Below are 19,600 nucleotides of genomic sequence, written 5' to 3' on the forward strand. Positions count from 1 at the left end.
CTTTCCTTTCTGCGTCCAAGCCACCGAAGCAAACGTCCGCTGATTACCCATCACCGCACCTCCTCATCCGCCACTCAACCAGTTCCTTTGTACACCAATCGATCAACTTATGCAGAGGTTCCCTAGCAGGTAAGCAAGGATTGACAGATTGACTGAACGCCAGTCACTATCGGTTTTTGAGTTCATTTCCCGGCGAATCGGGGAGAGATGAGAATCACGAATGCGAGAAGCTGAAAAGCGAACACCAGCTCGGCGAAAAGTGGAGAGTTTATCCCGGCGCACGGTTGCCACACGGACCAAGGCGTCTGACATTCGCCGACGTGATCTCATGGATGCCGGGGAACGGACCTTTGTCCAGCAAGGCTTCGCAGCCACGACGATCGAAGACATCACCCACAAAGCGGGAGTCGCCAAAGGAACCTTTTATCTCTATTTCGATTCCAAGGAAGCTCTGCTTGCAGCGCTTCGCGACCGCTTCATTGAGGGTTCCCGGGGGCGAATTGAAGCTCTCGCAACACGGGTCCCGGCTACGGACTGGGCAGGTCGCTTGGACGCGTGGGTGGAAGGCGGAATACGCTACTATCTGGACCACGTGAAGCTACATGACGTTCTCTTCCATACCGGCCAGCAAGGGCATGGTTCGAAGGCGCAGAACGCAGCCGTCCTGGAGCTTGCGGAGCTAATCCGCGCGGGCTCTGCGGCGCGAGCATGGCGCGTCGAAAGTTCCGAGCTCGTCTCGGTTTTTCTGTTTTACGCGCTCCATGGAATGGTGGACCACATCGTGGGCAACCGACGGTCCGATCACGAGGCCGCGATTCGTTTGAGTCAGAGGATTGTGCGCAATGCCATCGGTCTGCCGCCGCAAGCCGGTAGTCGCCGGGTCCTCAGCCGTTCCTGAGCCAGATGACGTCCACTTCGCCGGACCGCTGCACCTGGTGGACCTTGACTAACGCGGCGCTGGCAGCCATGGACTCCAGTGCGGTTGTCGACGGAAACCCCATCAAGCGAAAGAGGCGGATGATCCTGGCCAACCAGTGCGGAAACACCTTATCGCTGTAGATCAGGTAGCCTCCGGTTCGTAACACGCGCACCATCTCGTCGAGAGCTCGCTCCCATTTGGGGATGTGATGGGTAACCATGCTGGTTGCAACAATATCAAACTGGCCGTCGGGAAAATCCAACCTGGTCGCATCCATTACCCTGAAGTGCAGATTCGGGCGCGCCGATCCGGCTCTGGCGGCCTCGATTTGTTTCGGATCGATATCGACCCCCGTGACCTCCAGATTGCTCGCGCCAGCAATCTCACAGGCGGCAGCGCCGACGCCGCATCCCACGTCCAGGTATCGCCACCCAAGCTGGTAGTTAATATGGCCCAGCAGTTCCCGCGCGCGAGCGGCGACCGTGCGTGTATGACTGGGTCTGTTTACGAAGTACTTCTCAAATGCTGTCATCTTCATATCTGTACTCTCCAATCCGCCGGCGTCAGGCGGCCTCTGTGGTGCGGCGTCGTGACCGATCGGGCCGCGAACGGGCTCGCCCAGGAAGGAGCTGCTGCATTTGTTTGCCGGCAGATATGGAGTCCATACTTGAGCTTATGACTGGCGGTCAGTCACTTGTCAAGGGTCGCGGCTGTCCCGACCATCCTCTCCTGACAATCCGGCCAACCTTTAGCGAAACCCGCCGCGGGTTTCACACTTCCTTCGGCAGGGGGTGACTGAGCTCCGCAAAACACGCGCTGTCCAAATGATTGACCAAATCTCCGGGTCGATCTGTGTTCTGAAGATTCAGCGGCCGCGGACGAAATGAACTACGGAGTGGCGAAGCGGTACTTCCCATCCTTTAATTCGATCCATCGCCCGCGGTCCGTGACCTGACCTCCCACGTCGATTTGCGTGCGCAAAATCATGAGCTCCTCTTCGGTCGGCACTTCGAGAATCTCGAGCTTGGGAGCGATCGCGGGCTTGAAGCTCATTTCCTCGAGCAGCTGTTCGAGCGTGACGAAGGGCGCGATTCCCTGCAGCATGAGCTGACAATCGGCTCCGTACCCGAACATCGCCCACGGCGTGTAAACCCGCCATGGGCCGGTCCCGGGTGGAAGGCCGTGGCGCTCGCGGGCGCCCGGACCATCGAGAAACCCCGGCGACGAAATGAAGTCCACGCGCTCGACGAATTTGCGCTTTTGCTGATCGGTGACCAGGATTGTGCGCCATGCGAGCGCTGCGATGCTGTCGGCGCCGCCGGGGCCCCCGAAGCGCCGTCCCTCGCCGCCTTCGTATTTGCCGACCACGGTGGAATTGATGTTTCCGTAGCGATCGACTTGAAGAGTCGCGAGGATGCCGTAATCGACGTAGCCGAGTTGCGCGAGGTCGGCCGCGTAATTCATCGTCCCCCACTGAAGTGCGCGATAATTGGCGGGCGAGGCGATCATCGTCATCAGGGGATCGAACGGCACCCGGGCCTCGGGCCCGACGCACCCATCCTCGGTCAGGTACTGAAGGTTGGGCGCGCTCATTCGCTTGGCGAGCAGCACCGAGTTCATCGGCTCGCCGCCGCCGCCAACCCAGTAGATGTACTTGTCGTCGACCAGGCGCGAGATCTGACAGATGACGAATTCGCGCTCATTGAAGTCGGTAGCTGGAGTGCTCACGAGGCATAGCCCTCCCGGATGGTTTCGCGCCGGCGAATCTCGGCCAGTTTTTCGGTTCCCACCACTTTCTGCAGGTACTCATCGTGCGATTGCACGGAATACACATGTTTCTTGAGGTACTCGGTAAAATCGCCGCGGAACATCGCGCCCATCGCTTCGATGACTCCCATCGGATCCGACGCGTAGTATCCCTGCACCGTTCCCGGGTAGGCGCCGAATGGGGCGTGCACGACCGCGTCCACGGTGAAGTGCGCGATCGAGGTGCTAGCCGGATCGCGCCGGAACTCGTCCGTCGCGACGATCTCTTCGGCGGACACGATCACTCGCTTCGACGCGAGCGCACATTCCGCGTGCGCGATGCCGGTGCCGAAGACGCGCGCGTTACCGAACTCATCCGCCTGATGAACGTGAATGATCGAGACATCGGGATTGAGCGCCGGGACCAGGAGAACCGGTTTTCCGGTGAAGGGGTCCTCGACGATTTTGCAACCCGAATGCTGAAACCCGTCGGTCCCGCCGAAGCTGCGCGCCGGCATGAAGGGTAGCCCCATCGCACCGGCCTTGAGGCGCAGCGTTATCACCGCATTGGAGTACTCGTAGATGGTGCACTTCTTTTCGCGCACCGCGCGCGCGATCCACGGGCCGAAGCCGATGAACCCGATGTCGATCCGATCGGCGCATCCTGCTTCGACCAGCAGCGCGCATGCGACATAGGTGAACTTGCCGCACAGCCATAGATTTTTTTTGCGCTGGCGGATGATCTCGCGAATCAGCGACGACGGTCCTCGCTGAAAGTAGTTGCAGTCGTATGCGAGGTAGTCGCCGTCGCGTACGAAGCGCTCGACCGCCTCTTTGTGAGTCATCAACTTCGAGACCATCTGGTGTGGTTTATGGTCCCGCACGCTCGCCCGATAACCGTCGGGATCGACTTTCAGATAGTCGGCTTTGCCTTCTTCCAGAATCCGCATTTGCTGAGTTCTCCCGAACCTCTTGAGTTGCCGGCAGCGCTTCGATTCAGATTTGGATGCCCGACTGCAGCAGGATGCCGTTGTGAATCAGGAAACTTCGGATGGCGTTGCCGCGCGTGGCCCGTTCACGTCCCTGGGCGCCGCCTTTCGCCTGAAAATCGGCTATGCGCTCCGCCATCGAGCGCCTGCCCTTGATGCTGATCTTGGCTTCCTTGCCCTCTTTCTTCAGGATGCAGGCGGCGACGATCTCGTCCGGGTCGAGTTCGAGCGTGGCGCAGAACTCTCTAAGCAGTTCGAGCCTCGATTTATCCTCGTTCGGCTCCACGCCCGATTGCTCGCGCAGTCCTTGGTACCAGGTCTTGACCGAGTCGTACTCTTCGAGCGGTTTATTTATCGACGCCATCGTTATTTTCGAGCGGTGCGTGATTCCATCGGTCGATTGTTCGGTTCGATGAAGCTTACTCGGGAAGACCGAACATCCGCGCGAGCGCTTTGATCTCCTCTTTCCGCCACGGCAGCGGCGCCGGCGCCTGGATCATCTTCGCCGCCTTCATCTGCTCGGTCACCTTGGGATCGCCCTTGAATGGCTTCCCGTATTCGCCCTCGAAGAAGATCTCCTCCAGCGGAGGCCGCGGACGCTGTCCACCTGCTTCCCACGACTCCGCCGGATAACCGACCAGCAGCACCCATAGCGGCATCCAGTCCTTGGGCGCCTTCACGACTTTGTTGATCGCGTCGTGCTGAAAGGCGGACAGGCAGACGCCAAGTCCCTCGTCAACCGCAGCGAGCATAGCCTGGCAAATCGCGATGCCTGCGTCCGATGCGGCGGCTGCCGCCACCGATGGCAGGTTCGCGCCCTCGGCCAGCGGCTTCAGAATGTTCGGCCAAACGAATTCATCGACAAACTTATGGCTCCATCCGTGGGTGGCGTTCAACGCGCCGACATCGACCAGCTTCTTCAGCCGCGCCTGAGCCCCCTTGTACGCCCCCATATCGGCGTAGGTGTAGATGTGCACCGGGGCGAGCTCGATGTTGAGTCCGGAGACCGGAGTCTTGAGCGAGTCGAGCGTTTCACGAGGGATATTGTCCCGGATCACGACGATCGCTTTCAGAAAGGTCGCGTTGACCGCGCATGACGCGAGCCGCGCCGCCTCCAGCATGATCTGGATCTTCTCGCGTTCGACGTTCCGCCACGATTGGAAGTAACGGATCGTTCGCCGCCGCCCTACTACTTCTTTGAATTCCATCGACTGTTCCTCCAGCTAAAAAACGTCGCTCCGCCCCGGGGAGACCCACCGCATCAGATTCGGTTTGCCGCAATTTCACTCACCCGATGGCGCTGCCCGGCGGAAGCTTACGCCGACCACGGTCGCGCCGACAAGCGCTAGGATCTCGATCAGGTGTTGAAAAGCGCAGCCGCCGGCACAATAGCTCTCCCGGTGCTCCGTCCATTTGCAAAGGTCTCAGGATAGATGAGACAAAAACGATTCAACTCGGAGAAGCCTGATTCGACAAATGGAGCCGACGGGGAAATGAGACAACTGATCGATCTGCATGGAAGGCGTGCACTGGTAACGGGCGGCGGCCGCGGGATTGGCCGCTCGATCGCGCTTGCGCTGGCCGACGCGGGCGCCAACGTCGCGGTCGCCTCTCGCTCACAGGGCGAACTGGACGCGGTCGCAACCGAAATAGAGCAGCGTGGCCAGCGCGGCTTCGCGGTCATCATCGACGTGATGAGCCGCGAGCAGATTACCGCCGGCGTTGACGAGGCTGCCCGCAAACTCGGCGGTCTCGACATTCTGATCAACAACGCGGGCGGCGTGATCGCGGATAACCCGCTTCACCTCGATCCGCTCAATCATGACCCGCGCGCGTTCGAGGACAACCTGTTCATGAACCTGACCCAGGCATTCTATGCGACTCACGCCGCCCTCCCCTACATGATCAAACAGAAGTGGGGCCGCATCATCAGCATCGGTTCCGGCTATGCGAAAAACGGCGGCGGCCCACTGGCCTATTCGGCCGCGAAGCACGGCCTCATCGGTTTCACGCGCTCGCTTGCTTATGCTGCCGCCCCGCACGGTATCAATGTGAACGTGCTATGTCCCGGATGGACCAACACCAGGATGGTGGACTGGAACATACTGGGCGCAATGATGGGGGTGAGTGCGGCCGAGGCCAGGCGATTCGCCGAGAGCCAGAACATCCAGAAGCGGATCGTCGAGCCCGATGAATTGGGTGCGATGGCGGCGCTGCTCGCATCCGACGCCGCCGGCGCGGTGACCGGACAGGTCATCAGCGTTGACGGCGGATTCATGATTTAGCGCGCTTGGACAGCCCCGCTCTATTCGAGATGATCGATCACCTTGCCGAAGCCAAGCGTCATGTCGCTGAGCATGTAGCTTGCCCCAATCACCCGCTTGACCGGTAGCCGGTTCCACGGGTCGAGCCGCGAGCTTTCCGCAAAAGCGATCGAGCCTACGCCGGTCCATGCCTCGATTACTCTGACCTCGATGAGCGTCTCGATGATCTCGGCGCATGACGGACGCCCGTTTTCTTCGGCGGATGGAATCAGGCGCATGCTGACCGGCGGCGGCGCGGCGGAATGCCCATTGTCGGCCGGCCGTTCCGGGCGAACGATCGCGCTGGCCAGGCGGATCCCTGCCGGACGTTCGAGCGTCCCATAGATCATGTCGCGATCGTTTTTGAATTCGATTTGCGCGAGCTTCTTCGGAAAACCGTAGATTTCCCGCCCGGCCAGCATCGGCGGCTCGGTCGTCACCGCGATGTGCATGACGTAGTTCATCGGGCGGCCCTTATGCTCGACCAGGAGCGAAAGGATTGCTTCGTTGTAAGGACCCAGAGTGGTCCACGGATATTCGTAGAACGAAAGTATCGCGGTGGCCGGCTCGCTCAGCGCCAGCGGCGCCGGCAATGCTTCCAGCGCGGCTTCGAGGTCAGTTTCGAACGCGACCACGATCGAGCGAGTGTTGCGATAGTAGAACGGCGGGCGCTGATACGCGGCGGCGTCCGCCGGCATCGAGTATCCTGCATTGCTGAGGTTGAGACGTCCGTGTTTGGCCATGCTGCGATCCTCCTGGGGCCGGATTTTCATAGTTGTGGCACGCGTTTGAATATTGAACAAGCTCTCGAGCTGGAGAGGGGCGGATTCGAACCCCCCGAGACCCTTCAGGGATGTCGTGATGCGCGATCGCAGCGCGGTTCGCGATGGGAATGGTTTCGCGACCCGCGCCGGCGCGTGCCCAATTTTACTCGCTGCCGCCGGCCACCAGGCTGTCCGCTTGATGGATAAACGCGGTGGTTGGAGCATCACAAACCCAGATCTTTTTGATCACGTCTGCGCCGTACCCCGTCGCGTTACGTCCGGTTATGCGTGTGCACTGCGTCTTCATCGCGCCGTTGCACAGCGCCAGGCCATTGAGGGCGTATGAATAATGCGGGTCGATCTGCAGCGCGCTCATGTAGGCTTTCATGGCGGGTATGTAATCCAGCGCGTAGTAGTAGTCGGATCCGATTTCGGTCCACATCTCCTTGGGATCGCCCGCGTTTAGTTGCAGGGCGCGCTTGTATGCCTCGGCCGAGTCCTCGAAATTCTTCTTGGTTTGAGACGGTAGAGCGCCGCCAACCAGGGAACGCGCCGCGAATTGTTGTTGCGTCGCGAGGTTGTGAAGCTGGGTGCCAAACCCGAGCCAAACGCGGCCGTTGTTGGGCGCGACTTTCACCGCGGTCTGCATCACCTCCGCCGCTTTCTCGAATTGCTTGGCGTTAGCGTAGCATCCAGACAGCGCTTCCAACGGCCGCGAATCTGTGGGCGTCAGCGCCGCCGCTTTCTTGAACGCTTCGGCCGTCTGATCGAGCTGACCCAACCGGCAGTAAGCATCGCCGAGAGTTGCCCAGGCAAGGGGATTTTTGGGCTCCGCCTGCGTCCAGCGCTGCCCATAGGCCTGGAGTCCCTGCCAATCCTGGTTGCCACCATATTGCGACGCGCCTGACATCCAGTCGGTGGCGCCGACCGCGGGAGCGTAGGCAAGATATCCAACGCCCGCCAGCAGGAAGCCGGCCGTGGCTACAAGGAGTAGGTCTCTGAACCGTTTCGGCAGCATACCCGCGCCACCTCATCGCGACCCCGACGACGAATCAATCGGCCGTTTAGCTGAGGAGCTTGGGTTCAACCAGAAAAAGCTTACCCCGTCAAGCGAACCGCAGCGCCTCCGCGAGGCTCGGCTAGTCGCGACCGCGCTCGCAGCGAGCGCGGTCGCTCACCCAAACGGAGACTGTATGGCGGCTGAAGAAAATACGAACTAGCGGAACCACAGGATGTGAGCATCCTCGAGCGGAATCTTCGCTCCGCAATGCGATGGAACGATGCGAGGCGTGTAGTCCGATGCCGGGCGCGAAGCGGGAACGTCGCCGGTGTAGATGCGCCACCCTCTGGAAAGCTCGGCGCTGTCACTGTGCGTCATTTCCGATACAAACGGGGGCTCGGCATCGAGCGGATCTGCATAAAGTTCTACGCGCACCCAGTCGGCACGCAGCTCTCCTAGATGCACCTCAACCCGTAGTGAGTGCTTTTGTGGAGAGCTCTCGACGCAAAGCTCGCCGAACCTCAGCCACGCCCAGTGCTCGGCCAACGCCTGTTTCCATTGGAGCAGGTATCCCCCGTAGGCGCCTTGGTCGCTTGCCCGCTCATGATATGCCGCAGCAGCAGGGAGATAATATTTCTCCGTGTACTCGCGAACGGCTCGATTCGCCGAAAAGCGCGGTGTCAAGCGTGACATGCTTTCACGCATTCGCGCGGCCCACTCGGTGGCGATGCCATCGTGTCCGCGGTTGTAGAACGCAGGAATGACCTTGTTCTCCAGAGTATCGTAGAGTTCTTCGGCTTCGGCCGCGTCCCAGCCCGGGTCATGGTCATGCTCCTTGCCATCGCCCAATGCCCAGCCGACTTGGGGCGAGTATGCCTCGGCCCACCAACCATCCAGTTCCGACAGATTGAGGCCGCCGTTGACGAGCACTTTCATTCCGCTTGTGCCGCATGCCTCCCAGGGCCGGCGAGGAGTGTTGATCCATAGATCGGCGCCCTGTACCAGCCGCTCAGCCAGTGCCAGGTCGTAGTCGCTGAGAAAGACCGCATGGCGCCGCACGTCGATCCGCTGGACGAAATCAACCCAGGCCTTGACCAGCGCCTGGCCGGCGGTGTCTTGCGGATGGGCCTTGCCGGCCATCACCAGCTGAACCGGACGTTGTGGATTCGTCAGAATACGAACCAGGCGTTCCGGGTCATGCAGGAGCAGATTGGGGCGCTTGTATGTTGTAAAGCGGCGGGCAAAGCCCAGCGTCAGGGCGTCCGGATCGAAAATACTCTCCGCGGCTTTTGGATCTTCGCCGCGAGCGGCAAGCTCGCTGGCGAGCCATCCTCGCACGAAGCGAACCAGATCGAGACGGTTCTTCGCGCGAAGTTCCCACAGCGCGCTGTCCGGGGCGCGGCGTATGTCGTCTCCTACCGTCTCCATGGTCCCGCGCCAACGCTCGCTGCCACAGGTTTCCGTCCATAGCGCATCGGCATCCGCGGAATCCCAGGTCGGTGTGTGGACTCCGTTGGTGACATGTCCCACCGGCACCTCGGTCTGGGGCCAGCGCGGAAAGAGAGGCTGGAAAATTCGCCGGCTCACTGCCCCATGCAGGCGGCTGACGGCGTTGATTACTCCGCTTCCACGAATAGCTAGATAGGCCATGTTGAATGGCTCATCCTGATGGTCCGGATACAGGCGGCCCAGCGCGAGGAAACGCGAAAGGTCTATGTGAAGCTCCTCTTCGGCGTAGCGCCCGAGGAAGCGGCTTATCAAAGCGGGAGCGAAGCGATCGAAGCCGGCCTCAACCGGCGTGTGGGTTGTAAATAGATTGCCGGCGCGCGATATGGCCAGCGCATTTTCGAAGGGTTGACCGTTGTCTTCCATAAGGCTTCGTGCGCGCTCCAGCACCGCGAATGCCGCATGTCCTTCGTTCAGATGGCAAACTTCCGGGTTGATCCCCAGCGCGCGCAGAAGTCGCCAGCCGCCGATCCCGAGCACCATTTCCTGTCCCAACCGGAGTTCAGGTCCGTCCCCGTAGAGTTCGGCGGTGATACCGCGATAAGCCGGCGAGTTCGCCGGGTCGTTGCTATCGAGCAGGTAAAGTCTCAGTCGGCCGACCTGTGCTTGCCAGGTACGCAGCCTCAGTTTCTGGCGAGGCAGGTTGACGCTCACCCTGAGCCACTGGCCGTCCTCATTGCGCACGGGGGTTATAGGTATCTGGCCAGGGTCGTTATAGGGGTATGATGCGAGTTGGCTTCCGTCGGCGCCGATTATCTGGCGAAAATAGCCTTGCTGATAAAGAAGCCCCACAGCGACGAGCGGAACGCCAAGGTCACTGGCGGCCTTTAACTGATCGCCGGCGACATTGCCTAGTCCGCCTGAGTAGATGGGGAGTGCTTCGCTGAGCCCAAACTCCATACTGAAGTAGGCGACGCAGTTCAATGGCGGGTTACTATGAGCGTGCTGAAACCATGCAGGACTTTTGAGAGCGTGGCGCTGTCTTCTCAGGCGCTCCTTAACTTGATCCCGGAATTCCGGATTGCCGTGGAGCGACTCAAGTCTGGTCCGGGAGGAGGTTTGCAGAACGACCCAGGGATTATGGGTGAGTGCCCAGAGTTCCGGGTCGATCATGTTCCACAGCGGATCGGTCGAGTGGTTCCAGCAATGTCGCAGGTCCAAAGCCAACTCGACCAATGCGCCGAGATCTTCGGATTCTGACTCCCGCGTAGTCTGATTCAGGTCCGGCATAGAAAGCTCTCAATCTAAGGGTCGCTCGTCTCCTGATATTGCGTTCTGATCGTCTTGCTTAAATACCGATCTGTCAAGAAGGATTCAGGTGCTGTCGCGTTACGGTTCAGTGAAGCTGCGTTTGCGAAGCGCCCGCTGTCGGTGCTAATCCGATTCAGGATTGAAAATGGAAATTCCGGTTAAAAGAGTAGATTCCGGAGTGATACGATTCCGCAATGCTTGAGCGACGGACTCTTTTCCTGCTGGTTGCCTTCTTCTTGACGGGCTGCCCCGGCCAGGCGGACGCTAGTTCCTTCACCTACAGGTTGCGCAAGCCACAGAATAATCAGGAGTTCTCGACCCTGCATTCGATGCCCGATGGTGCCTTGCTGGTGGTCACCAAGCAGATCGAACAGCCCAAGCAAATCTGGACTCTGCGGCGCATCGCGGCCTGGGACACCTCGCAACCCCTTGAGGACGAGCTGGATGTTGACGTGGGGCCGAATGATGAATCACTCGGATGGTCACTTCAGGAAGATCGGTGGGATCGTAACGATCAGCTCTTAATGGACCCCGGCGGAAATTATCTCGTGGTCCGTTTGAGCCAGAACGCAGATATAGGGAACGCGTCCCCCCCCCGCGAATCTCCAAAGCCGCTGTCTGTCCTGAACATTATCGATCTCCACGGGTTCAAGCTTCTCAGCCGCGTCGTGCTCACCGATCCTCTGCTGGCCGCAGGCGACATGGGTTTCAGCCCCAGCGGGGCCTTCGTAGTGACCGGCCTTCAGGAGTATAAGAGCGCAACGATCGACGGCAAGGTGACCATTACCGGCCAGTATGCGGTGGAAACCTTAACCCTTCCCGGCCTGAAGCCTGAAACGGTGTGTAATTATACCATTATCAACAACCTCTGGATGGCCGAGACCGCTTCGACGCCGGAAGAAAAGGCATGTGGGCCCAAACTCGCTCCGCTTGGCTTCTCCTCGTTAGACGATGTGCATAAAACTCTCAACTTCCTTGGACGGCTGACATACATCGCGGACTACTCGAGGAGGGTTCCACCCCAGTCGCCTTGGGGTTGCTCATTCGAGGATCTGTCCGGGAACCTGAAATATGAGCTGTTCGATTGCGACCAGAGCCGCGTTCAATTGACATTTCTCTCCTGGTATCGTGGGTTAAGGGTTTTCAAACTCGAGAATGGAACACAAATCATGGATTTGAAGCTGCCTCACCGCCCGCAGTTTTCCGGCGTGCTTGCCACGAGCCGCGAAGTCACATACGTGGTTCTATTGCGTGATGGCGCCGAACTGGAAGGCTACCGCGTGCCTTAGGACCGCCATGATCGTGGCAGTCCAGAGTTGATTTAGATTCGAACCCAGACCCCCGGTCGGCCCCCACCAGCATCCTGGCGAATCGCCCTAAAACGCTCATACCATCATAAGAGATGGTCAGTCGGCCCGAAAAACAACTATTTTCTGATCGTAACTCGTGGTCTGGTATCGGTTAATTACAACGGTCAGGCCAAGGCGCATGTTTGGCTCAGCTACCATGCGGAGTATCTCAAGTGACCGCTGAGAAAGGTGAAGTGGCTCATTTGCGATCGCGGAGATCTTGCACGGTCATGATCCGGACTCCATCGGCAGACAACTCACGGCGAAGCAGATCGTCGCGATCCGGCTCGAGCGACCGGCAAAGATCCCAGATCACGTTGACCTGAAACCCTTCCTGGAGAGCGTCTTCGGCGGTCCACTTGACGCAAAAGTCGCGAGCGAGACCGCAGATAAAAATTTGCTCGGCGCCGCGATTCTTCAAGTACCCTGCCAGTCCGGTCGGCGGCCGATTGCCTTTTGGATCCCAATTGTTGCGAAGCGCGCTATACGAATCGATCGCCGCGTTGGTCGCCTTTCTAATGATCGCAACCGCTCGCGCCCATGGCATCCCAGCGTGCAGGTCGGCGCCTGCTGTCCCTTGCACGCAGTGATCGGGCCAAAGGATTTGCTCATGGCCGTACAGTTCGATCCTTTCAAAGGCTCTCCGGCCCGGGTGGTTGCTTGCAAATGAGACGTGTTCAGGCGGATGCCAATCCTGGGCTGCGACAATCAACTCGAAGAGGCCCGCTTCCATCAAATCCGCAATAGGCGACACGATCTCATCCCCACCGCCAACCGGTAATGCACCGCCTGGCAGGAAGTCCGACTGGACGTCGACTACCAGCAAAGCCGATCGCTCCTTGTCCAGGGTTATCGCCATGTCAGAAATGGGCGGCGAGGACCTTGAAGCCGTACTCCTTCAACGCGTGTGCCACGCGTTGCCCGCTTGCCGAAGGAACCAGCACGTACAGAATCTCACGTCCCGGCTGATTTCGCTTTCGCTGGTACGTCCCGACACCGAGCAGAGGACAAATCGTCCGGACGAGGTTGGTTGCGGCCTCTATCTCTCCGGAGCCCTCCAGATCGAGATCAATTCTGGAACTGTCCTCGGAAGCATCTCCGAGTACGGCCGCGAGCGCCCGCAGCATATCGCTGGCGGTTATGATGCCGACCATCTTGCCATCCTCGACCACCGGAAGACTGCCGATCTTGTTTGCTATAAGCAGGTGAGCGGCTTTCTCGACCGGCGTGGAAGGACGGACCGAAAATGGATGCGCGCTCATGACCGCATCGACCCGCGTGTGAGCCAGCTGCCCGATGTGCTGGCGTATGTCACGGTCGGTCAGAATACCGACCAGTTTTTCCCCATCCACCACCGGAACCTGTCGGAACCGGCCGGCTTCCATCCTCTCATGTGCTGCTTCCAGCGTGTCATTCGGCGCGACAGTCACAGGCTTCGGGGTCATCAGCTCGGCAACTATCATTGGCGCTCCTTTGAGGCCGTGTGTCGGCGTGACGATCGGATCCACATTCAAACTCCTCGACAACGGAGCTGTGAAACTCGATCTCAAAGCTAGAGGCCTAGCACTTTTGCAGCGAAAAATCGAAGCGCCGTTTGCTCGGGGCTGAGTCCTATAAGGGAACGTTTAATCCGCGGCGATTGCGGCGCGCTCGGCGGCGCGGGCGGCCGCGTAGCGCGGAACGAACAGCGCGGTGGCGGCAAGCAGCAGGGTCGCCTGTGCGCCGAGCGTTTGCACGGTCGGGAAAATTCCCAGCGCCGGGAGCGTCGGGACGTAATCGACGAAGGTTGCCGCAACCCAATCGGCCTCCTGCAGGCTCGCGACGCCCTGGCCGATGAAGATCACCGCCATCGCGTAGAGCATCACCGCCGCCGTCTTGCAGACAATCGGGAACGCAATCTTGCCCGCGCTCCATTCGATTATGACGAAAAGGGCGGCCAGCGCGAACGCCGCGGCGGCGATCCCGGCGGCGACCGCATAGTGTTCGGCGCCCGCGGCCGCGCCCGCCGAAAGCGCCTGCAAGGAAACTATCGTGTCAGCCCCTTTGCGCATCACGGCCAGAAAGGCGGTCAGCCCCAATGCCAGGGCCGGCAGGCCGATCCGCTCCGCGTTGCGGAGCTTGGCGCGGATGAACCTGCTCGAGCGCTCGGATTGGCTGTTCGCGATCAGCCGCGAGATGACATAGAGGAGCGTCGCGGCGGCAAACAGTTGAAAGACGCCCTCGAGCGTGTCGCTGGCGTCGTCGCTGATCAGATAGTTGACCGCGACGGCGAGCAGGATGCTGGCGACGATCGCCGCGGCGGCGCCGGCGTAGATGTCGCGCGGGTGGGTGTGGCGGCCCGGCTCGCGGGTGGCGGCTGTTAAGGCGACGATCACGAGCATCGCCTCCGTCCCTTCGCGAAACAGGATGCCCACGGAATAAAGGAAATAGGAAAGGACGGTTTTGGACATATGCGTTTGCTGATGCCTCCTCAAAAACAAGCGTTGAAAACACCGGGGCTTCGGCACCCGGCGGCGAGCGGTGCGAAGCTAGCAAGGTGAAGTAACGGCGTGATGAAGGAAATTTATCGAAGCAATCAATTCTGCGTTGCCTGTGGCTCCGCAAAACTTGACCCGCGCGTTACGCACGCGCGCCAGCGGCAGAGTCAGATCGGCGCTGCGGTGCGATCCAGGATCCGCTGTGCGCCAGTCAAGCTCAGGACATCGTTGGTGCCGTCCTCGATCAGCGACGCGCGCGCGTCACGGAAGATCTTCTCGATCGGGTACTCGCGGCTGAGCCCGTTGCCGCCGAAGATCTGCAGCGCGTCGGAAGCGACCTCGAACGAGGCCTGGGTGCAGAAGGTCTTGGCCGCGATCGCATACTCGAGGTCAATTGCAGGCGGGGGATCGTTGTGTATCATCACGGCGCGCGACAGCGCGCGGCATGCCTCGACGCGGGTGAACATGTCGAACAGCCGCTTCTGGACGAGCTGATGCTGGCAGATCAGCTTGCCGCCCTGGATGCGCTGCTTTGAGTAGTCCAGCGCGGCCTCGAAGGCGGCGCGCGCAACGCCGGTGAAAACGGCGGCCATTGTGCTGTTCGCGTTGGTCAGCGTAATCGCCGCCACTATCGGGAAGGCCTCGGGTGTGGCGAGCACGTAGCGGTCCGGGATGCGCACGTTGTCGAAAAAGATCTCGCCCTGGTTGAGCGCCCGCTGGCCGATCTTGTTGAGCGGTTTTCCCTTGGAGACGCCCGGCAGGTCGAATGGAATGAACGCGACCACGCCCCCGGCCGGCTGGCCGCTTACCGCCGGCGCCATCAGGTACACGATTCCGTGTGTCGAAATCGTGCCGTTGGAAACCCACGCCGCCTTCTGGCCGTGGACCACGTAGGAATCGCCGTCGCGCCGGATGGTGGCGCGTCCGGCGGGGTTTGCTTCACCTTCACTCGCAAGGAACATCGCCCAATCCGAACCGTGATTCGGCTCGGTCACGGGCCATGATCCGATAAAGCGGGCGTCACGGTCGGCGATGTAGGGCTTGACGAAAGCGTCGATAAGTTCGGAGTTTCCGCTCATCGCCAGCGCACCAAATGGAGCGCCCGCGACGCCGAGGCTGATCGCGAGGTCGGCGCCGCCCCATCCGAGCTCCTCCAGAAAGATCTGCATCCCAAGCCCGTGAAGGCCGAGCCCGCCGATTGCTTCGGGGAAGGAGGCGATGTGATAGCCAAGCGCAAACGCCCGGCGCATGAAGGTCCACAGCGGAGAGCCGGGCGCGATGACATCCTGTGGGTCGGGCAGGCGGTCGAGTTCCGTTGCGGCGGGCCGCAGCACTTCTTTGGCAAAGCGGTGGACGTTGTCCCTCAGCGCGCAAAGGTCCGCGGGAATATTACGGTCGATTTCCACGTAAGCGTCCATTGCCAACCTCCCGCAGCCTGCTACCGGCTATGAACTGCCACCCGCAGGGATGAAGCTCGTCGGTATATCCAGCGCCTTATGGACGAATTCGAGTTCCTGCTGGCGCCATGGCAGCGGAGCGGGCGCCTGGATCATCTTGTCGCGCTTGAGTTCCTCGACCACCTTGGGATCGCGCTCGAATGGTTTGCCGTGCTGGTTGATGAAGAACAGTTGTTCGAAGGGCAGCTTGGGCCGCTGGCCGCCCGCTTCGCGGCTCTCGAGCGGATAGCCGACGCTCATCACGACCAGCAGATGAGCGCTGTCGGGAAGATTGAACGCCTTGCGCATCTTGCGCTCGCGCACGCCCCCGAGCTCTCCGGTGCCGATGCAGCAGGTGCCGAGGCCCTCCTCGTAGGCGACCAGGGTGGCCTGGGCGATCGCCTGTCCGCAATCCATCTCGGTAAGTCCGGATTTGAGCATGTCTTCGGCGTTCATGCGGAAGTAGGGAATCAACAACTGATCGAGCGCCTTGTGCTCTGCGGCCTCGTCCACGCCCATCACGCGCGCCGCGACCAGTTCATGGAGCCGCTCGCCCTGGGTCAGGTGGCCGGTCTTGCGGTCGAAGATCGCCTCTTCCACCCAGTACCAGAGGATCACTGCCGGGCAGTGCTTTAACTGACTGGTTCCGAGCGGGGCGACGAGCGCCGCCCAATTTTCCGGCGGGGAGGAATCGCGGAACATCACGACCGCGCGCAGCGCCTGCACATTGCCCCAAAACGAGGTGAGCCGCGCGGCCTCGAGCATCTTCTGGATCTTCTCGCGCTCGACCGGCCTGTACGGGTTGTAGAAACGGATGGTGCGTCTGATGCCGATAGCTTCCTTGAGTTCCATGCGTGTTTTACTCAGCTCCTCAATTTGTTGTGTCCACTGTCCACCTAGGCGCCCTTGTCCCGGTCCCAGGTGGTCGGGGTGATGCCCTGCTGCTTTAGTTGCGCCTTCTGAACCCGGTGGGTTTCGGTCTTTGGCAGATTTTCGCGGAAGTCGAAATAGCGCGGCACCATGAAGCTCGCCATCCGCTCCGAGCAGAAGCGGGCCAACTCCTGGGGCGTGGCGCTTTGGCCGGGCTTGAAGACGACCGCAATCATCACGTCGTCCTCGCCGAGGTCGGAGGGCACGCCGAACGCGCCGCATTCAAGCACGGCGGGATGCTGGTTGACGATCTTCTCGACCTCGTACGAGGAAATGTTTTCCCCGCGCCGGCGCATCGAATCGGTCTTACGGTCCGCGAAGTAGAAGTTGCCCTCCGGGTCGCGCCAAGCGAGGTCGCCGGTATGGAACCATCCGCTGCGCACCTTGGCGTCGGAGCTTTTCTGGTTCTTCAGATACTCGACGCGCCGCGCCGCTGGATCGTCAACCTTGAAGACCAGTTCGCCAACCTCGCCGGCGGGAACTTCCTTGTCCTGATCGTCTACCACGCGCGCCTCGGTGCCGGGCGGCGGCTTGCCCATCGAGCCCTTCGGGGAGGTGCCGAGGTTCAGGAGCGAGAATCCTCCCCCGTCCACCGCGCCGTATCCCTCCCAGATGACGAGGTTGAAGCGCTTTTCGAACTGTTCCCATGCCCACGCCGGCGTCGCGGCGCTCATCACGAGGCGGATGGGATTATCCGCGTCGTCGGGGCGCGGCGGCTGCTTGAGCAGGATCGGGATCATCGCGCCGAGCGCATTGAAGGTGGTCGCGCCGTAGTGGCGGATCTCATCCCAGAAACGGCTGGCGCTAAATCGCCGCGAAAGCGCCAGCGTGCGTCCGCTGACAAGCGCCCTGACCGCGGTCAGGAAGAGTGCGTTGGCATGGAACAGCGGCAGGCAGGTATAGAGGACATCGTCATCGCGATAAAACGCCCCGAAATCCAGCATCGGTCCGCCCAACGCCCGGTAGCGCATCACCACGGCCTTGGGCAGGCCCGTCGTGCCCGAAGTGTACATCATCACGGCGGGCGCCTCCGGATCGATCTCGACCGCGGGCTCGGCGGTCGCCACCGGCGCGGGCGCCGCCTTCATTAGTGCGTCGAGTGCGACCGCGCCGGCAGGCAGCTGAAAGCCGGGCGGCGCTTCGGTGGCGTCCACAATCACGCGGATCGCGGCGGCGAGGCTGGGTCGAATCGCCGCCAGGTTTTCGAGCAGGTCCCACGCGATGACGATCGAGCGCGCCTCGGAGTGATTGAGGAGGTAGGCGAGGCCCTCGCCCTTTAGCGCAATATTGACCGGGACCGCGCAGGTCCCAAGTTTCTGCGTGGCGAAGAAAACGTACAGAAACTCGGGCCGGTTGGGCATCATAATCGCCACACCCTCTTTGGGTGCGACGCCGAGGCCAAGCAGTCCCCCCGCGACGCGGTTTACGCGCTCGTTCAACTGGGCGTAAGTGATGCGCTGTTTCTCGAAAAGGAGGATGACCTTGTCGCCTTGAGACTGTGCGCGCTCGGACAGCACCGAAGCTGGAGAATTAAATGTGGGCCGGGCCGTTTCCATTTGAGCGAAACCTCGCTTGCCGCCGATCGCCTCTTCACCGCGCCGCCGTGCTAGCGGCCTGAGTTTGAAGTTCGATGATAAACAAAGCCTTGCGATTCCTCACGTTTCTGCCGAAACATATGCTGCGAATCTCTAACTCAGGACACTAGTCTTCGTTCTCGGACGCGCCGCCCATGTCGGCTATCGTCCGACCTGTCCTCTCGACGCGCCAGTACTGACTCGGATTGGTAAAATAGCCCGCGCCTGTAATCTTACAGTAAAAGAAGCCCAGCTCAGTAGCGTAGGAAATGGGTATGGGCGCCTGGGGCTTGGCCTCGATTTGCTCGATGTACATCTCTACGCGGCGGGCCTCTTTCTCCCCTGCACTCCTCTTGGCGAAATCAATGAGTTCCCTTTTTCGTTGAAGCAGCGATTCAGCGCTTGTTTTTTCAAAGATGAGACCCTTGCTGCTTCGGTTTTCGATTCCAGCCGGGTCGGGTCGCGCCACTAGCGATTCCGCCCCTGCCTCGAAACGTAGACGGTCACCGGGTGCGATACCGAGGTCCGCCCACGAGTATTTCATGGGCTTCGCGGCGTGGCCGACAACGTTCTCGATGATGACGTAATATCCGTTCGACGGAGCCCGGAACCTTGTCAGACGCACAGCGTCAATTTTCAGACTACTTGCTTCTGTGATGGCCTCCGGATCAAACTCAGGAGCGATCAACACACCCTGTGGGCTTTTCAACAGTTGGTCGGCCTTCTCTTCGGCAACAAACTGAAGGAGGAATCGCTTGGCTTCATGGAGGGCGTCGTTGTCACTGCGCCATCCCGTTAGATAATTGTTCAGTTGTTCGACAGCCGCTTTGTCCGCCTTCCCATTTTTCAGTTCGAAGATCTTGAAGGCTTGCGCGCCGGTATCATCCGCAGCGAGCCCGATAAGGTCAATGCGCCCAGCAATTCCCGTCCCTTTTTTCGTGGATACCTGCTGGCGTAGTCGCAGCGGCTGCTCCTCTTCTTCCTCAAGTGCTCCGCAGCCGATAAGTCCCGGGTTGTTCATCAGGAAGGCTTCCATCTGATACTCGCTTCTGAAGGCTTCGAGCCGTCCAACCCGGTGGCTCTCAATCTTCCAGATTTCGCCTTTGAATTCCGTTGCCACTTTGACATCTCTCCCTAGTGCCCTGAGTTGGAAGTTCGATGATAAACAGAGCCTTGCGATTCCTGACATTTCTGCCGAAACATATGCTGCGAATCTTTAACTCAGGACACTAGGGAACCTCTGCACAGGTGGTTGAGCGCAGATCGTTTGGAAAGTGAGTCATGAAAAGTATCGCTGGAGGTGAGAACTCTGTAACGGTTGTTGCGCGGGAAGCGGCCGCGCGGGATTACTCGGAA

18 protein-coding genes are annotated in these 19,600 nt (G+C 60.3%); 3 read left to right on the forward strand and 15 right to left on the reverse strand.

Translation table 11 applies throughout. The features are described from left to right. The first annotated feature begins 220 nt into the window (after positions 1 to 220). A complete protein-coding gene (locus ABR989_RS17085) occupies positions 221 to 898 on the forward strand; it encodes a TetR/AcrR family transcriptional regulator (protein ID WP_428130520.1) in 678 nt (225 codons plus the stop codon). Here ABR989_RS17085 and ABR989_RS17090 read toward each other — a convergent pair. The 5 genes from ABR989_RS17090 to ABR989_RS17110 all read right to left on the reverse strand — a co-directional run bounded on the left by ABR989_RS17090 (position 885) and on the right by ABR989_RS17110 (position 4,862). Next, positions 885 to 1,457 carry a class I SAM-dependent methyltransferase gene (locus tag ABR989_RS17090; protein WP_428130521.1) on the reverse strand — a complete coding sequence of 191 codons (573 nt, stop codon included), beginning with the start codon at positions 1,455 to 1,457 and terminating at the stop codon, positions 885 to 887. The two genes, ABR989_RS17085 and ABR989_RS17090, sit on opposite strands and share 14 nt — an antisense overlap. A 350-nt stretch (positions 1,458 to 1,807) precedes the next feature. Next, entirely contained in the window at positions 1,808 to 2,647 is an 840-nt protein-coding gene (locus ABR989_RS17095) for a CoA-transferase (protein WP_428130522.1), read from the reverse strand. Beyond that, positions 2,644 to 3,615: a CoA transferase subunit A gene (locus tag ABR989_RS17100; RefSeq protein ID WP_428130523.1), complete on the reverse strand. Its 972-nt coding sequence runs from the start codon at positions 3,613 to 3,615 to the stop codon at positions 2,644 to 2,646. Before ABR989_RS17100 ends, ABR989_RS17095 begins: the two co-directional genes overlap by 4 nt. A gap of 46 nt (positions 3,616 to 3,661) precedes the next feature. Further along, complete coding sequence (locus tag ABR989_RS17105) at positions 3,662 to 4,018, reverse strand: hypothetical protein (RefSeq protein WP_428130524.1); 357 nt, start codon at positions 4,016 to 4,018, stop codon at positions 3,662 to 3,664. Positions 4,019 to 4,073: 55 nt separating this feature from the next. Further along, positions 4,074 to 4,862, reverse strand: coding sequence for a nitroreductase family protein (locus tag ABR989_RS17110; RefSeq protein WP_428130525.1), 789 nt, complete (start codon positions 4,860 to 4,862; stop codon positions 4,074 to 4,076). Positions 4,863 to 5,147: 285 nt separating this feature from the next. Here ABR989_RS17110 and ABR989_RS17115 point away from each other — a divergent pair, with 285 nt between their 5' ends. Continuing rightward, the gene (locus ABR989_RS17115; RefSeq protein WP_428130526.1) at positions 5,148 to 5,939 is read left to right on the forward strand and encodes an SDR family NAD(P)-dependent oxidoreductase; all 792 of its coding nucleotides are present in this window, start codon (positions 5,148 to 5,150) and stop codon (positions 5,937 to 5,939) included. A 20-nt stretch (positions 5,940 to 5,959) separates the two neighbouring features. Here the strand turns inward: ABR989_RS17115 and ABR989_RS17120 are convergent, their stop codons facing one another. The 3 genes from ABR989_RS17120 to glgP all read right to left on the reverse strand — a co-directional run bounded on the left by ABR989_RS17120 (position 5,960) and on the right by glgP (position 10,457). Further along, entirely contained in the window at positions 5,960 to 6,700 is a 741-nt protein-coding gene (locus ABR989_RS17120; protein WP_428130527.1) for an acetoacetate decarboxylase family protein, read from the reverse strand. Between the two features lie 184 nt (positions 6,701 to 6,884). Next, positions 6,885 to 7,739 carry a tetratricopeptide repeat protein gene (locus ABR989_RS17125; RefSeq protein WP_428130528.1) on the reverse strand — a complete coding sequence of 285 codons (855 nt, stop codon included), beginning with the start codon at positions 7,737 to 7,739 and terminating at the stop codon, positions 6,885 to 6,887. Between the two features lie 198 nt (positions 7,740 to 7,937). After that, positions 7,938 to 10,457: an alpha-glucan family phosphorylase gene (gene glgP / locus ABR989_RS17130; protein WP_428130529.1), complete on the reverse strand. Its 2,520-nt coding sequence runs from the start codon at positions 10,455 to 10,457 to the stop codon at positions 7,938 to 7,940. A gap of 215 nt (positions 10,458 to 10,672) precedes the next feature. Between glgP and ABR989_RS17135 the strand changes: the two genes are divergently transcribed. Then, entirely contained in the window at positions 10,673 to 11,767 is a 1,095-nt protein-coding gene (locus ABR989_RS17135) for a hypothetical protein (RefSeq protein WP_428130530.1), read from the forward strand. 259 nt (positions 11,768 to 12,026) lie between these two features. Here the strand turns inward: ABR989_RS17135 and pncA are convergent, their stop codons facing one another. From pncA to ABR989_RS17170, 7 genes are all read right to left on the reverse strand, one after another. Beyond that, positions 12,027 to 12,686, reverse strand: a complete 660-nt coding sequence (gene pncA / locus ABR989_RS17140) for a bifunctional nicotinamidase/pyrazinamidase (protein ID WP_428130531.1) — start codon at positions 12,684 to 12,686, stop codon at positions 12,027 to 12,029. Position 12,687: 1 nt separating this feature from the next. Beyond that, positions 12,688 to 13,335, reverse strand: coding sequence for a CBS domain-containing protein (locus ABR989_RS17145; RefSeq protein ID WP_428130532.1), 648 nt, complete (start codon positions 13,333 to 13,335; stop codon positions 12,688 to 12,690). A gap of 117 nt (positions 13,336 to 13,452) precedes the next feature. Further along, a complete protein-coding gene (locus ABR989_RS17150; RefSeq protein ID WP_428130533.1) occupies positions 13,453 to 14,277 on the reverse strand; it encodes an FTR1 family protein in 825 nt (274 codons plus the stop codon). 194 nt (positions 14,278 to 14,471) lie between these two features. Next, positions 14,472 to 15,722 (reverse strand): acyl-CoA dehydrogenase family protein, encoded by a 1,251-nt coding sequence (locus ABR989_RS17155; RefSeq protein ID WP_428130534.1) that lies wholly within the window; start codon positions 15,720 to 15,722, stop codon positions 14,472 to 14,474. 27 nt (positions 15,723 to 15,749) lie between these two features. After that, the gene (locus tag ABR989_RS17160) at positions 15,750 to 16,592 is read right to left on the reverse strand and encodes a nitroreductase family protein (protein ID WP_428130535.1); all 843 of its coding nucleotides are present in this window, start codon (positions 16,590 to 16,592) and stop codon (positions 15,750 to 15,752) included. 44 nt (positions 16,593 to 16,636) lie between these two features. Beyond that, positions 16,637 to 18,226 carry an AMP-binding protein gene (locus ABR989_RS17165; RefSeq protein ID WP_428130536.1) on the reverse strand — a complete coding sequence of 530 codons (1,590 nt, stop codon included), beginning with the start codon at positions 18,224 to 18,226 and terminating at the stop codon, positions 16,637 to 16,639. Between the two features lie 145 nt (positions 18,227 to 18,371). Beyond that, complete coding sequence (locus ABR989_RS17170; protein ID WP_428130537.1) at positions 18,372 to 19,364, reverse strand: PDDEXK family nuclease; 993 nt, start codon at positions 19,362 to 19,364, stop codon at positions 18,372 to 18,374. Positions 19,365 to 19,600: the final 236 nt, after the last annotated feature.

The organism is Binatus soli (SeqCode) (assembly GCF_050015535.1).
Lineage (GTDB): Bacteria > Desulfobacterota > Binatia > Binatales > Binataceae > Binatus > Binatus soli.

Bases quoted from the DNA above. Each gene is read 5' to 3' on its own strand.
- pncA (WP_428130531.1), bottom strand. From the start codon at position 12,686: ATGGCGATAACCCTGGACAAGGAGCGATCGGCTTTGCTGGTAGTCGAC.
- ABR989_RS17135 (WP_428130530.1), top strand. From the start codon at position 10,673: ATGCTTGAGCGACGGACTCTTTTCCTGCTGGTTGCCTTCTTCTTGACG.
- ABR989_RS17090 (WP_428130521.1), bottom strand. From the start codon at position 1,457: ATGAAGATGACAGCATTTGAGAAGTACTTCGTAAACAGACCCAGTCAT.
- ABR989_RS17085 (WP_428130520.1), top strand. From the start codon at position 221: ATGCGAGAAGCTGAAAAGCGAACACCAGCTCGGCGAAAAGTGGAGAGT.
- glgP (WP_428130529.1), bottom strand. From the start codon at position 10,457: ATGCCGGACCTGAATCAGACTACGCGGGAGTCAGAATCCGAAGATCTC.
- ABR989_RS17100 (WP_428130523.1), bottom strand. From the start codon at position 3,615: ATGCGGATTCTGGAAGAAGGCAAAGCCGACTATCTGAAAGTCGATCCC.
- ABR989_RS17125 (WP_428130528.1), bottom strand. From the start codon at position 7,739: ATGCTGCCGAAACGGTTCAGAGACCTACTCCTTGTAGCCACGGCCGGC.
- ABR989_RS17120 (WP_428130527.1), bottom strand. From the start codon at position 6,700: ATGGCCAAACACGGACGTCTCAACCTCAGCAATGCAGGATACTCGATG.
- ABR989_RS17110 (WP_428130525.1), bottom strand. From the start codon at position 4,862: ATGGAATTCAAAGAAGTAGTAGGGCGGCGGCGAACGATCCGTTACTTC.
- ABR989_RS17105 (WP_428130524.1), bottom strand. From the start codon at position 4,018: ATGGCGTCGATAAATAAACCGCTCGAAGAGTACGACTCGGTCAAGACC.
- ABR989_RS17165 (WP_428130536.1), bottom strand. From the start codon at position 18,226: ATGGAAACGGCCCGGCCCACATTTAATTCTCCAGCTTCGGTGCTGTCC.
- ABR989_RS17150 (WP_428130533.1), bottom strand. From the start codon at position 14,277: ATGTCCAAAACCGTCCTTTCCTATTTCCTTTATTCCGTGGGCATCCTG.
- ABR989_RS17160 (WP_428130535.1), bottom strand. From the start codon at position 16,592: ATGGAACTCAAGGAAGCTATCGGCATCAGACGCACCATCCGTTTCTAC.
- ABR989_RS17155 (WP_428130534.1), bottom strand. From the start codon at position 15,722: ATGGACGCTTACGTGGAAATCGACCGTAATATTCCCGCGGACCTTTGC.
- ABR989_RS17115 (WP_428130526.1), top strand. From the start codon at position 5,148: ATGAGACAACTGATCGATCTGCATGGAAGGCGTGCACTGGTAACGGGC.